This is a genomic window from Agromyces italicus DSM 16388, from assembly GCF_000421545.1.
Lineage (GTDB): Bacteria > Actinomycetota > Actinomycetes > Actinomycetales > Microbacteriaceae > Agromyces > Agromyces italicus.
This window is the reverse complement of sequence record NZ_ATXF01000007.1, coordinates 409,300-421,604: the sequence shown is the minus strand read 5'-3', so window position 1 is coordinate 421,604 and position 12,305 is coordinate 409,300. Positions and strand designations below refer to the sequence as shown.

Genomic DNA, 12,305 nt, shown 5'->3' with positions numbered 1-12,305 from the left:
ACGAATGACCTCGGATCTGTCTCCGGGCCCAGCCCCTATCAGCGATCACGCACTGCCAGACCAGGCCCGGTGACAACACCCCCCAGATCATGACTTCGACAGGGGGCAGTAATCATGCCGGGCCCGGCAGGCCGTCGCCCCTCAGCTTGCCGCCGAGAAGGCTCACGAAGAAGGTAACGGGGACCGCCCCGGTTCAGGGTCTCGGCGCCCGGCGGTTCACCGCGAACGAAGCCCGTCTAGTAGCTCGCCGCGGTCGAGTACGAGACGAACGCGGCGCGGAGCATCTCGAAGGTCTCGTCGGAGGTCGCGGAGTGGATCGAGAGCCGCACCTGGCCGAGGCGGGTCGTCGCGGTGACGCCGTGATTGTGCAGCGACGCCGTGAGCAGGGTGACCTGCTCGGCCGGCGGCTCGAGCACGACCATGCCGGCCCGCTCCTGCTCGTCGCGCGACGAGACGACGGCGATCGCGTACTCGTCGGCGAGCTCGATCGCGCGGCTCACCCGCTCGGCCATGGCTGCGTTGATCGCGGCGACGCCCGTCTCGGCGATCTCTTCGAGAGCGGCTGCGAGCCGCGCCTGGGCGAGCGGGTCGGGGTTGGCGATGCGGTAGGCCCGGGCGTCGGGCGCGGGCGGCGGCACGTGCCCCCAGGGCTCGGCCTCTTCAGTTGCGCTGAATCCCGAGAACACGGGGGTCAGCCGCTCGAGCGCCCGGTCGGAGAGCGCGAGCAGGCCTGTGCCCCAGCCGGCGCGGCACCATTTCTGCCCACCGGTGACGACGACGTCGGCGGCCTCCCACGGGGCATCCACGACGCCGAAGCCCTGAATCGCGTCGACGACCAGGAGCCGGTCGCCGATCACCTGGCGGATGCCCTCGATGTCGCAGAGGTAGCCGGTACGCGAATCGACGAGGCTCACCGCGACGGCCGCGACGTTCTGCTCGAGCTGTTCGCGGATCTGGCCGGGCGTGACCTTGCCGTGGTCGGTCTCGAGCCATACGGGCTGCACCGTGTGCAGCGCCTCCTGCGCTCGAACGGCGCCGATCGGCAGGCTCGGGAACTCTTCGGCCGAGAGCAGCACGCCACCGGTGAGCCCGAACATCGCGTGCATGATGCCGGTCGTGGTGTTCGGCTCGAAGACGATCTGCTCGGGGGTGAAGCCGGTCACCGCCGCGGCGGCGGCACGCACTCGTCCGTCCTGCTCGGAGAACGCGTCCATGCTGCCGTGGCGCGCGCGCTGGAGCACCTGCGTGAACGCGAGCACCTCTTCGGCGGCGGCCGTCGAGAGCGGACCCACCCGGCCGTAGTCGAGGTAGCCGGGTTCTTCCGTGAATCCGGCGTTGAAATCGTCGATGGTCACGTGATGTGCCCCCTTCTCCGTCGAACATCCTTGCAGAACCGGGGATGCCGCGCAGCCCGGCCGCTCGGAGTTCCGCCGGTCACCCGCCGAATCGGCGATGGCGTTTGCTGTAGTCGCGGAGCGCGCGGAGGAAGTCGACCTTGCGGAGGTCGGGTCCGAGCGCCTCGACGAAGTAGAACTCGCTGTGCGCCGACTGCCACAGCATGAAGTCGCTGAGACGCTGCTCGCCCGAGGTGCGGATCACGAGGTCGGGGTCGGGCTGACCGCCCGTGTAGAGGTGCTCGCCGATGAGGTCGGGCGTGAGCCGTTCGGCCAGGTCGTCGAGGCTGCGGCCCTCGGCGTGGTGCGCGGCGACGATCGAGCGCATCGCGTCGGTGATCTCCTTGCGACCGCCGTAGCCGACCGCGAGGTTGACATGGAGGCCGCGCTTGTCGGCCGTGCGGTGCTCGGCCGCGTCGAGCGCGGCGACGAGCGGTTCGGGCAGGCCCGTGTCGCTGCCGACGTGCTGCACCCGCCAGTCGCGGTAGTGGCTGAGCTCCTCGGCGAGCTCGGCGATGATCTCGATGAGGTCGGCGAGCTCGTCGCTCGGACGGTTGCCGAGGTTGTCGCTCGAGAGCAGGTAGAGCGTGACCGTCGAGATGCCGGCGTCGTCGCACCACTCGAGGAACTCGCGCATCTTCGCGGCGCCGGCGCGGTGGCCGTGCGCGGCCGTCTCGAAGCCGAGCTGCTTCGCCCAGCGGCGGTTGCCGTCGATGATCATCGCGACGTGGCGCGGGAGGGCCGCGGGGTCGAGTCCGCGTCGGAGCCGGTTCTGATAGAGCCGGTAGAGGATCCCGCGACCGAGGGGCTGATCGCTCGTCTGCACGGCACTACGCTACCCCTTCGCCGACGCCGCCGAACTCACAGGCGACCGTGATCGGCCAGGCCCTACGCTGTGACCATGACCCCCGAACGACCCCGCGAACCCGCCGACCTCGTCGAAGGGTTGACGCGACCGGTCGCTCCCGACGACCCGGCCGACATCGCGATCGCACGCGACGAGCACGGCCCCGATCTGCCGAACATCCCGCTGCTCGACGATTCGCTCAGCCACGCCGACGAGGTCAAGCCGACGTGGCGCGGCTGGATCCACGCCGTGACCTTCCCGGTCACGATCGTCGCCGGCGTCGTGCTCATCGTGCTCGCCGAGGGCGCCCCGGCGAAGTGGGCCTCGGCGGTGTTCGTGCTCACCTCGATGCTGCTGTTCGGCAATTCGGCCCTGTACCACCGCTTCGACTGGGGGCCGAAGACGAAGGTCGTGCTGAAGCGCATCGACCACGCCAACATCTTCCTGCTGATCGCGGGCACGTACACGCCGCTCGCGATCCTCGCGCTGCCGCCCGCGAAGGGCTGGCTCCTGCTCTCGATCGTCTGGGGCGGGGCGCTCCTCGGCATCGGGTTCCGCGTGTTCTGGATCACGGCGCCGCGCTGGTTGTACGTTCCGCTCTACCTGCTGCTCGGCTGGGCCGCGGTCATGTACCTCGGCGACCTGCTCGCGGCGAACGTCGCGATGATGGTGCTCGTCATCGTCGGCGGCCTGCTCTACACGATCGGCGCGATCGTCTACGGCTTCAAGAAACCGAACCCGTGGCCCGGCGTCTTCGGGTTCCACGAGATCTTCCACACCTGCACGGTGCTGGCGTTCATGTGCCACTGGACGGCGACGCTGCTGATCGCCATGGCGCCGGCGTACCACGTCGGCTGAAGTTCAGCCCCGATTCGGGTCGTCCTCGTCGCGCGGCGCCCGCCCCGAGGCATCCGTCGCCTGGCCGTCGGCGTCGCCGAACGCAGCCTCGGAGGCTGCGGCCGCCTCGGCCGCGGCCTCCGCCTCGAGTTCGGCGCGCACCTGCGCCCGGTAGTTCGTGCGACGGATGCGGCGCACCATGTCGAGGATGAGCAGGAGCACCGCCACCATGACGAGGAACGTCACGACGAAGCCCATGACCCCGGGGGTCACCGTGTTCGGGTCGAACTCGTCCTTCTCGGCGACGAAGCTGCTCGCCGGGAGCAGCAGAGAACGGACGGAGTCGACGAGCATCGGGGAGCCTTTCAAGGACGGACACGGTCTTCATGGGGCGGCGTTAGGCTTGAAGCAGCCTAGTCGATCCACCTTCGAAGGAGCCCGGGTGCCCACCCAGACCGACGCGCCGGCGAGCGCTCAACTCGACGACCGGTACGGGCGTACCCGCCGTCACCGCTCCCGCGACCGATTCCTTCTCGTCGGCGGTGCGATCGCCTTCGCCGTGGTGCTCGTCGCGTGGGTCGTCTGGGCCGGCCTCGACGGGCAGAAGCCGCAACTCGAGGTGACCGACACCGGCCACCGCCTCATGAACGAGGAGCGCTCGGTCGAGGTGAGCTGGAACCTCTCGGTGCCGCCCGGCAACGAGACCGCCTGCATCGTGCAGGCGCTGAACGAGGACTTCACCGTCGTGGGCTGGAAGGTCATCGAGGTTCCGGCCTCCGACCAGCACATCCGCGCCCTCACCGAGACCGTCCGCACCGCCCAGGAGGCGAACACTGGTTTGATTTACAACTGCTGGCTCACCTAACATGGGGCATTCGCCCTGAACGTGGTTCGGGGCGACACGTCTATCCGGCGTGCCCATCCCCGAAACGGGCTGTCCCCTACACAGGAGTGTGCATCATGGCGCAGGACGCCACCGTCACCTGGCTCACCCAGGAGGCCCACGACCGCCTCGCGGCGGAACTCGAGCAGCTCTCGACCACCGGTCGTGAGGAGATCGCGAAGCGCATCGAGGCGGCACGCGAGGAGGGCGACCTCAAGGAGAACGGCGGCTACCACGCCGCGAAGGACGAACAGGGCAAGATCGAGGCCCGCATCCGGCAGCTCAAGGAGCTCCTGAAGACCGCCGAGGTCGGCGAGGCCCCCGCGTCGAAGGGCATCGTCGAGTCGGGCACCGTCATCACGGCGATCATCGCCGGCGACGAAGAGAGCTTCCTCATCGGCAGCCGCGAGATCGCGGGCGACTCCGAGCTCGACGTGTGGAGCGAGCAGTCGCCGCTCGGCGCCGCGATCCTCGGCCTCGCGGTCGGCGCGAAGACGAGCTACACCGCGCCGAACGGCCGCGAGATCGCCGTCGAGATCACCGCCGTCGACACCTGGGGCGGCCAGTAGGCGCTCCGGCAGCAAGCACACGAGAGCGGATGCCACCGGCATCCGCTCTTCGTCGCTCTCTCGCCGCCTCGTCACGGGCTGCGGGATACTGCTCAGTCGTCGAGCACGACGGGCGAGTAGCCCGCGCGCCGGAGCACCTCGACGACCTCGGTGCGATGCTCGGGGCCGCGCGTCTCGACCGAGATGTCGATCTCGACCTCGGAGATCTGCATGCCGCGCCCGTGGCGGGTGTGCATCACCTCGACGACGTTCGCGTGCGTCCCCGCGACGAGTTCTGCGACACGCACGAGCTGGCCCGGGCGATCGGGCAGGCCCATCCGCACCGTGAGGTAGCGGCCCGATGCGGCGAGGCCGTGTGCGATCACGCGCTGAACGAGCAGGGGGTCGATGTTGCCGCCCGAGAGCACGGCGACCGCCGGCCCGTCGTTCGGCACGGCGCCCGTCATGATCGCGGCGACGGCGACCGCACCCGCCGGTTCGACGACGAGCTTCGCCCGTTCGAGCAGCACGAGCAGCGCCCGGGCGATGTCGTCTTCTCCGACGGTGACGATCTCGTCGATCGTGTCGCGGATGATCTCGAAGTTCAAGGCGCCGGGGCGGTACACCGCGATGCCGTCGGCGATCGTCGGAACGACGGGAACCTGCTGCGGCGATCCGGCCGCGAGCGAGGCGACGTACGGAGCGGCGTTCGCCGCCTGCACGCCGATCACTCGGATCGTGCGCCCCTCGGCCGCGGCCTGCTGCTTGACGGCGCTCGCGATGCCCGCCGCGAGCCCGCCTCCGCCGATCGGCACCACGATGGTCGTCGCGTCGGGCGCCTGCTCCAGGATCTCGAGACCGAGCGTGCCCTGACCGGCGACGACGTCGTGATGGTCGAACGGCGGGATGATGACCGCGCCGGTCTCGTCGGCGAAGGCGGCGGCCGCATCGAGCGTCTCGCCGATCGAGGCGCCGGCGAGCATGACGTCGGCGCCGTAGGCGCGCGTCGCCTCGAGTTTCGGCAGGGCGACGCCGACCGGCATGAAGATCGTGGCGCGGATGCCGAGCTCGCGCGCCGCATAGGCGACGCCCTGCGCGTGGTTGCCCGCCGACGCCGCGACCACACCGCGCGCCCGCTCGTCGGCGGAGAGCGAGGCGAGCCGGTTGTAGGCACCGCGCAGCTTGTACGAACCGGTGCGCTGCAGATTCTCGCACTTGAGGCGAACCGGGGCGCCGAACAGCCGCTCGAGGTATCGCGAGGACTCCATCGGGGTCTGCCGTGCGACGCGCGCGACGACCTCGCGCGCGTCGTGGAACTCGGCGAGGGTGGGCCCCGCGACGGTGGTGCTCAACTTGTCGATTCTCCTCGCTGGAATCCGGGTCGCTGCGGCACGGTGCGCCAGAGCGGCGATCGCACATCGGCGGTCGGCGGTGGCGCGTCGTCCTTCCACGCACCGCTCGAGACGTAGAGGATCATGACGTTCACCACCGCGGCCACCGGCACGGCGAAGAGCGCGCCGGGGATGCCGGCGAGCAACGACCCCGTGGCCACCGCGACGACGACGCCGAGCGGGTGCACCTTCACCGCGGTGCCCATGATGAGCGGCTGAAGCACGTGCCCCTCGACCTGCTGCACGAGCAGCACGATGCCGAGCATGATCACCGCGGGCCAGAGCCCGTTGTAGACGAGGGCGACGAACACGGCGAGCGCCCCGGTGGCCACGGCACCGACGATCGGGATGAAGGAGCCGAGGAAGACGAGGATCGCGATGGGCACGGCGAGTGGCAGTCCGAGCAGGAAGGCGCCCAGGCCGATGCCGACGGCGTCGATCGTCGCGACGAGGATCTGCACCTTGACGAAGTTCTGAAGCGTGGTCCAGCCGGCGCTGCCCGCGCCGTCGACGGCGGTGCGGGCACGCCTCGGGAAGATGCCGATGATCCAGTTCCAGATGCCACGGCCGTCGATGAGCATGAACAGGGTCGCGAAGAGCGCGAGCAGCATGCCCGCGAGGAAGTGTCCGAGGCTCGAACCGAGCGAGAGCGCGCCGCTCCAGATGAGGCCCATGTCCTGCTGGACCGCCGTGACCGCCTGTGCGACCCAGTCGTTGAGCTGCGCCTCGGTGAGGTGCAGCGGCCCCTCGAGGAGCCATACTCGGAACGCATCCCAGGCGACGAGGGACTGCGCCGCGAGTTCGTCGGCACCGCGGGCGATCTGCCAGATGCCGAGCGTGAGCAGACCCCCGACGACCGCGAGTGCCGAGAGCATCGCGACCGCGACCGCGAGCCATTTGGGCCATCGGTGCCGCTGGAGGAACGCGGAGAACGGCACCAGGAGCGCGCTCAGGAGCACCGCGACGAGAATCGGGATCACGATCAGCCGGAGCTGGATGATGAGGAAGACCACGACCGCGAGTACGCCGCCGACGAGGAGGAGCCGCCACGACCAGGCCCCCGCGATCCGCATGCCGAACGGGATGGAGTCGACCGGATCGCGCACGGGTTCGGCCGGCCTCCGCGACCCCTCGGCCGCTCGTCCGGCCCATCGTCGCGACCATCGGCCGCGCTGCCCCGCCCCACCAGTCGAGTCCGCCATTCGTCCAGTCTAGGCACCGCGTATGCATGCCTCGGCATGTCGCGAGGCGGCCGTGAACGGCGCACTCCGTGTCGGTCGTCGGCAGTAGCGTCGGATGCATCATGGTCGACGTCGTCAGTCCCGCTCTCGCCCGCCGCATCGCGCTCGCTGCGCAGGGTTTCGCCCGCCCGCACCCCGAGGCCGCCGGAACACGCGCCCTGAACGGGGTGATCGACCGCTTGGGTCTCCTACAGATCGACTCGGTCAACGTGTTCGAGCGCAGCCACTACCTCCCTGCCTTCAGCCGCGTCGGCCACTACGACCGGGGGGGGCTCGACCGCATCACCTCGGGCCCGAAAGGGCGCATGGTCGAGTACTGGGCGCACCAGGCCGCGTACATCCCGCGAGAGCTGTGGCCGCTGTTCGCGTTCCGCCGCGACGAGTATCGACGTTCGGGCAGCGATTGGGGCGGCTGGGTCGCCGAGCAACGCGACCTCGCGGTGTGGCTGCGCGCCGAGCTCGCCGCGAACGGCCCCATGCGGGCGAGTGAGATCGAGCACGACGCGAACGAGCGGCGCGGCCCGTGGTGGGGGTGGTCCGACGTCAAGCGCACGCTCGAGATGATGTTCCGAACGGGCGACGTCATCTGCGTCGACCGGGTGCGTTTCGAGCGGGTCTACGCCCTGCCCGAGCAGGCCCTGCCCGCCGAGCTCCTGGGCTCCGGCCCGTCCGAGGCCGACGCGGTGCGCGAACTCGTCGCGCGCGCCGCCGCGGCGCAGGGCATCGCGACCGAGGCCGACCTCGCCGACTACTGGCGCATGAAGCGGGCACCGGTACGCAATGCGATCGCCGAACTGGTCGACGCGGGCGTGCTGCTGCCGGTCGAGGTGCCCGGCTGGCAGACGGGTTCGCGTCCGACACCGACCTGGCTCCACCGTGATGCGCACCGGCCGCGCCGCATCGAGCAGCTCGCCCTGCTTTCGCCGTTCGACCCCGTCGTGTGGTTCCGGCCGCGCACCGAGCGGCTCTTCGACTTCCACTACCGCATCGAGATCTACACGCCAGAGCCCGATCGCAAGTTCGGCTACTACTCGCTGCCCGTGCTCGTCGACGATCGGGTCGTCGCACGCGTCGACCTCAAGAGCGACCGCAGGGCGCGCACCCTGCGAGTGCAGTCGGCCTGGTCCGAGCCCGGGGCTCCCGCCGAGACGGCCGCACGGCTCGTGCCGGTGCTCCGCCGTGCCGCGACGTGGCAGGGGCTCGACGACGTCGTCGTCGCCGGACGCGGCGACCTCTCCGCCGCCCTCGAGAGCGAGCTCGTCGCCGCGGCCGCCTGATGCCCCGAACGTCGCGGCCTAGAAGCTCCCGCCCATCTTCTCGAGGCGCGCGATGCGGTCGGCGATCGGCGGGTGGGTCGCGAAGAGGCGGTCCATGACACCGGGCTTCAGCGGGTCGGCGATCCAGAGGTGGGCCATCGACGAGTTCTGCCGTTTCATCGGCCGCCCGTACGCGTCGAGCTTGGCGAGCGCGCGGGCGAGCGCGTCGGGGTGGCGGGTGGTCATCGCGCCCGTGGCATCCGCCAGGTATTCGCGTTGACGCGACACGGCGAGCTGCACCATGCTCGCGACGAGCGGTGCGATGAGCATCGCGACGAGACCGAAGATCATGACGACCGGGTTGCCGTTGTTGTTGTTCCTCCCGAAGAACGCCATGCGCACGAGCATGTCGGAGATGAAGCCGACGGCCACCACGAGCCCGAACACGATCATCGACAGGCGGATGTCGTAGTTGCGCACGTGGCCGAGCTCATGCGCCATGACGCCCTCGAGTTCGGCGTCGTCCATGATCTCGAGGAGCCCGGTGGTCGCTGCGACGACGGCGTGCTCGGGGTCGCGCCCGGTCGCGAAGGCGTTCGGCGCCGGGTCGGAGATGACGTAGACGCGCGGCATCGGCGTTCCCGTGGTGATCGAGAGGTTCTCGACCGTGCGCCAGAGCCGCGGGTGCTCGGCCTTCGAGGTGATCTCGACCGCGCCCGACATCGACAGCGCCTGCCGGTCGGCGGTGAAGTACTGGATGAGCGCGTAGCCGATGGCCACGACGAGCGTCACGACGACGATCGTCAGATCTTGGTAGATGGTGGCCGCCAGCCAGCCGAGGCCCCCGATGACGGCGAGGAAGAACAGGATGATGAAGACGGTGTTGCGCTTGTTCTTCGCGATCGCGCGGTACATCATCGACCTCGGGTCTCGATGCGCGTCGCGCTGCGCGCGGCGCTACTCGACCTTGCTGCCGGCTTCGCCGTCATCAAAACTGGACGCGCGGCGGCTCGGCGATCGCCGCCGGCTCGGTGACCTCGAAGAAGTCGCGCTCATGGAAGCCGAGGCCGCGCACGAACAGCGTGTTCGGGAACACCTTGATCTTGGTGTTGAGCTCGCGCACACCGCCGTTGTAGAACCGGCGCGACGCCTGGATCTTGTCTTCGGTGTCGACGAGCTCGGACTGCAGCTGCAGGAAGTTCTGGCTGGCCTGCAACTGCGGGTACGCCTCGGCGACGGCGAAGATCGATTTCAGCGCCTGCTGCATGTGGTTCTCGGCTGCACCGGCCTCGGCGGGGCCCTGTGCCTGCAGCGTTTCGGCGCGCGCCTGGGTCACCGACTCGAAGACGTTCTTCTCATGCGCGGCATACCCCTTGACCGCCTCGATGAGGTTCGGGATCAGGTCGGCACGGCGCTTCAGCTGCACCGTGATGTCGCTCCACGCCTCGTCGACGCGCACGTTGAGCGTGACGAGCGAGTTATACGTGGCCCAGAGGTAGATGCCGATGATCAGCACGAGTGCGACGACGATGAGGACGGGGATCAGCCATTCCATGGCGCGGACTCCTAGTGCATTCGGCTCCGGGATCTCGGGGCTCTGCAATCCTACCGACGCCGCCTCGAAGCGACGGCCGTTCCCATGAGACTCGAAGGAACTCCGGCGGAACCTCCGGGGCTAGGCTCAGACTGTGGCGGAGCGTTCCAGACCGAGGGGTCCCGGTCGCCCTCGCGGTGCGAAGCCCGGCGATATGCGGGCGCGGATTCTCGCGGCGGCGACGGCCGAGTTCGGCGAGCGCGGCTACGAGGCGGCCTCGATACGGGCGATCGCCCGTCGGGCGGGCGTCGACCCCGCCCTCGTTCACCACTACTTCGACGACAAGCAGCGGCTCGTGGCCGAGGTCGTCGAGGTCCCCCTCCGGCCCGACCGGCTGGTCGGCACTGCGCTCGACGGACCGCTCGACGAGCTCGGTGAACGGCTGGTGCGCGCCGTGCTCACCGCCTGGGATGCGCCCGCGGTGCGTCCCGCGGCGGTCGCCGCGCTGCGTTCGGCGATCGGTCAGGGCCCGGTCGCCAGGATGCTGCGCGAGTTCCTGCGCCGCGAGATCATGCTCCGCATCGCCGTGCGCCTCGACGACCGCGACGACCCGACCGACGCGGAGGTGCGTGCCGAGCTCGCGGCGTCGCAGCTCGTCGGCGTCATCATGGTGCGGTACGTGCTCGAGTTCGAGCCGCTCGCCTCCCTCGCCGTCGATGAGCTCGTCACGCGGGTCGGGCCCGCGGTGCAATGGCACCTGACCGGGCGTCCGCCGGGGGCTTGACAGCGCGCCGCCCGAGGCGAAGTATTCGGCGCATGATGAATAGCTCGGATGTCCCGCAGCACGCGCCGGCCGCGCCGACCGCGCCGGCGGCGATCATCACGCAGGACCTGCACGTGCACCGTGGCGGCACCCCCGTCCTCGAGGGGCTCTCGCTCGCCGTGCCGAGCGGCATGATCGTGGGTCTGCTCGGCCCGAGCGGCAGCGGCAAGACGACGCTCATGCGGTCGATCGTCGGCGTGCAGCTCGTGAAGTCGGGCACGATCGAGGTGCTCGGCAGGCCCGCCGGTTCCCCCGAGCTCCGCCGACGGGTCGGCTACGTCACGCAGCAGGCGAGCGTCTACGACGACCTCAGCGTGCGCCAGAACCTCGTGTACTTCCGCCGAATCCTCGGCGCACCCGCCTCCGATGTGGCCCGGGTGATCGAACGCACCGACCTCGGCACGGTCGAGCACCGGCTCGCGGGCACGCTCTCGGGCGGCCAGCGCAGTCGGGTATCGCTCGCGGCGGCACTGCTCGGCTCCCCCGAGCTGCTCGTGCTCGACGAGCCGACGGTCGGTCTCGACCCGGTGCTGCGCGTCGAGCTCTGGAACATGTTCCGCGCCCTCGCCGCCGACGGCACCACCCTGCTCGTCTCGAGCCATGTCATGGACGAGGCCAAGCGCTGCGACCGGCTGCTCCTCATGCGCGACGGCGCGCTGCTCGCCGACGACACCGTGCACGGAGTGCTCGGGGTGACCGGGACCGATGACGTCGAGACCGCCTTCCTGCGGCTCATCGAGCGCGGCGAAGCCGACCTGCGTCCGCGCGACGCCGACGAGGAGGCATCCCGATGACACTCGCGCGCACCTTCGCAACCGCCGGTCGCGTACTCGCGCAGATCAGGCACGACCCGCGCACGATCGGGCTCCTCCTCGTCGTGCCGAGCCTCCTGATCGGGCTCGTCGCGTGGATCTTCGTCGACACCGACGTGTTCGGCGACATCGGCCCGGCGATGATCGCGCTGTTCCCGTTCATCGTGATGTTCCTCGTCACGAGCATCGCGACCCTGCGCGAACGCCGCAGCGGCACCCTCGAGCGGCTCCTGTCGATGCCGATGGGCAAGGGCGACTTCATCCTCGGCTATGCGCTGGCCTTCGGCATGCTCGCGGTCGCGCAGACGGCGATCGCCGTGTCGTTCGCCGTCTGGGTGTGCGGCCTCGAGATCGAGGGCTCGATCTGGCTGCTGTTCGCGGTCGCGGTCGCCGACGCATTGCTCGGCACGGCGCTCGGCCTGCTCGCGAGCGCATTCGCCCGTACCGAGTTCCAGGTGGTGCAGTTCATGCCGCTGCTCGTGTTCCCGCAGATCCTGCTCGGCGGTATCTTCATCCCCCGCGATCAGCTTCCCGCGGCGCTCGAGGCGATCAGCGAGTGGTTGCCGCTGAGCTTCGCGATCGATGCGCTGCAGGCGGTCGCGACCGACAGCGAGTCGTCCGAGTGGATCGTGGCGAAGCTGGTCGTGATCGGGGCGTGGGTCGTCGGCTCGATCGTGCTCGGGTCGATCACGTTGCGCCGGCGCACCGCCTGAGACCGACGAACGGCGATGCCGTCGAG

The 12,305-nt window shown here is 69.9% G+C and carries 14 protein-coding genes; 7 read left to right on the top strand and 7 right to left on the bottom strand.

Annotation, left to right across the window (positions count from 1 at the left end; genetic code table 11):
* Positions 1-236: 236 nt before the first annotated feature.
* Both H516_RS0112455 and H516_RS0112450 read right to left on the bottom strand, forming a co-directional pair.
* A complete protein-coding gene (locus tag H516_RS0112455) occupies positions 237-1,355 on the bottom strand; it encodes an aminotransferase class V-fold PLP-dependent enzyme (protein WP_022890044.1) in 1,119 nt (372 codons plus the stop codon).
* Positions 1,356-1,434: 79 nt separating this feature from the next.
* Positions 1,435-2,220 (bottom strand): isoprenyl transferase, encoded by a 786-nt coding sequence (locus H516_RS0112450; protein ID WP_022890043.1) that lies wholly within the window; start codon positions 2,218-2,220, stop codon positions 1,435-1,437.
* A gap of 75 nt (positions 2,221-2,295) precedes the next feature.
* Here H516_RS0112450 and trhA point away from each other — a divergent pair, with 75 nt between their 5' ends.
* A complete protein-coding gene (trhA, locus tag H516_RS0112445; protein WP_022890042.1) occupies positions 2,296-3,099 on the top strand; it encodes a PAQR family membrane homeostasis protein TrhA in 804 nt (267 codons plus the stop codon).
* 3 nt (positions 3,100-3,102) lie between these two features.
* Here the strand turns inward: trhA and H516_RS19955 are convergent, their stop codons facing one another.
* Positions 3,103-3,432, bottom strand: a complete 330-nt coding sequence (locus tag H516_RS19955; RefSeq protein ID WP_022890041.1) for a hypothetical protein — start codon at positions 3,430-3,432, stop codon at positions 3,103-3,105.
* 88 nt (positions 3,433-3,520) lie between these two features.
* Between H516_RS19955 and H516_RS19950 the strand changes: the two genes are divergently transcribed.
* Positions 3,521-3,943, top strand: a complete 423-nt coding sequence (locus H516_RS19950; protein ID WP_022890040.1) for a DUF4307 domain-containing protein — start codon at positions 3,521-3,523, stop codon at positions 3,941-3,943.
* 95 nt (positions 3,944-4,038) lie between these two features.
* Complete coding sequence (gene greA / locus H516_RS0112430; protein WP_022890039.1) at positions 4,039-4,530, top strand: transcription elongation factor GreA; 492 nt, start codon at positions 4,039-4,041, stop codon at positions 4,528-4,530.
* 92 nt (positions 4,531-4,622) lie between these two features.
* Here greA and ilvA read toward each other — a convergent pair whose 3' ends face one another.
* Positions 4,623-5,861: a threonine ammonia-lyase gene (ilvA, locus tag H516_RS0112425; protein WP_022890038.1), complete on the bottom strand. Its 1,239-nt coding sequence runs from the start codon at positions 5,859-5,861 to the stop codon at positions 4,623-4,625.
* Entirely contained in the window at positions 5,858-7,102 is a 1,245-nt protein-coding gene (locus H516_RS19945) for an AI-2E family transporter (RefSeq protein WP_022890037.1), read from the bottom strand. Before H516_RS19945 ends, ilvA begins: the two co-directional genes overlap by 4 nt.
* A 101-nt stretch (positions 7,103-7,203) precedes the next feature.
* On the opposite strand from H516_RS19945, the gene H516_RS0112415 reads away from it, so the two are divergent.
* The gene (locus H516_RS0112415; protein WP_022890036.1) at positions 7,204-8,418 is read left to right on the top strand and encodes a winged helix-turn-helix domain-containing protein; all 1,215 of its coding nucleotides are present in this window, start codon (positions 7,204-7,206) and stop codon (positions 8,416-8,418) included.
* Positions 8,419-8,436: 18 nt separating this feature from the next.
* Here H516_RS0112415 and H516_RS0112410 read toward each other — a convergent pair whose 3' ends face one another.
* A complete protein-coding gene (locus H516_RS0112410; protein ID WP_026378723.1) occupies positions 8,437-9,312 on the bottom strand; it encodes a M48 family metalloprotease in 876 nt (291 codons plus the stop codon).
* A gap of 73 nt (positions 9,313-9,385) precedes the next feature.
* Positions 9,386-9,952 carry a LemA family protein gene (locus tag H516_RS0112405; RefSeq protein ID WP_022890034.1) on the bottom strand — a complete coding sequence of 189 codons (567 nt, stop codon included), beginning with the start codon at positions 9,950-9,952 and terminating at the stop codon, positions 9,386-9,388.
* Positions 9,953-10,145: 193 nt separating this feature from the next.
* Between H516_RS0112405 and H516_RS0112400 the strand changes: the two genes are divergently transcribed.
* The 3 genes from H516_RS0112400 to H516_RS0112390 are packed head-to-tail and all read left to right on the top strand — an operon-like array spanning position 10,146 to position 12,279.
* Positions 10,146-10,715, top strand: coding sequence for a TetR/AcrR family transcriptional regulator (locus tag H516_RS0112400; protein ID WP_026378722.1), 570 nt, complete (start codon positions 10,146-10,148; stop codon positions 10,713-10,715).
* Positions 10,682-11,548, top strand: coding sequence for an ABC transporter ATP-binding protein (locus H516_RS0112395; RefSeq protein WP_425393477.1), 867 nt, complete (start codon positions 10,682-10,684; stop codon positions 11,546-11,548). Before H516_RS0112400 ends, H516_RS0112395 begins: the two co-directional genes overlap by 34 nt.
* A complete protein-coding gene (locus tag H516_RS0112390; protein WP_022890031.1) occupies positions 11,545-12,279 on the top strand; it encodes an ABC transporter permease in 735 nt (244 codons plus the stop codon). Before H516_RS0112395 ends, H516_RS0112390 begins: the two co-directional genes overlap by 4 nt.
* Positions 12,280-12,305: the final 26 nt, after the last annotated feature.

Bases quoted from the DNA above. Each gene is read 5' to 3' on its own strand.
- H516_RS0112405 (WP_022890034.1), bottom strand. From the start codon at position 9,952: ATGGAATGGCTGATCCCCGTCCTCATCGTCGTCGCACTCGTGCTGATC.
- H516_RS19955 (WP_022890041.1), bottom strand. From the start codon at position 3,432: ATGCTCGTCGACTCCGTCCGTTCTCTGCTGCTCCCGGCGAGCAGCTTC.
- H516_RS19945 (WP_022890037.1), bottom strand. From the start codon at position 7,102: ATGGCGGACTCGACTGGTGGGGCGGGGCAGCGCGGCCGATGGTCGCGA.
- H516_RS0112415 (WP_022890036.1), top strand. From the start codon at position 7,204: ATGGTCGACGTCGTCAGTCCCGCTCTCGCCCGCCGCATCGCGCTCGCT.
- trhA (WP_022890042.1), top strand. From the start codon at position 2,296: ATGACCCCCGAACGACCCCGCGAACCCGCCGACCTCGTCGAAGGGTTG.
- H516_RS0112410 (WP_026378723.1), bottom strand. From the start codon at position 9,312: ATGTACCGCGCGATCGCGAAGAACAAGCGCAACACCGTCTTCATCATC.
- H516_RS0112390 (WP_022890031.1), top strand. From the start codon at position 11,545: ATGACACTCGCGCGCACCTTCGCAACCGCCGGTCGCGTACTCGCGCAG.
- H516_RS0112395 (WP_425393477.1), top strand. From the start codon at position 10,682: ATGGCACCTGACCGGGCGTCCGCCGGGGGCTTGACAGCGCGCCGCCCG.
- H516_RS0112400 (WP_026378722.1), top strand. From the start codon at position 10,146: ATGCGGGCGCGGATTCTCGCGGCGGCGACGGCCGAGTTCGGCGAGCGC.
- greA (WP_022890039.1), top strand. From the start codon at position 4,039: ATGGCGCAGGACGCCACCGTCACCTGGCTCACCCAGGAGGCCCACGAC.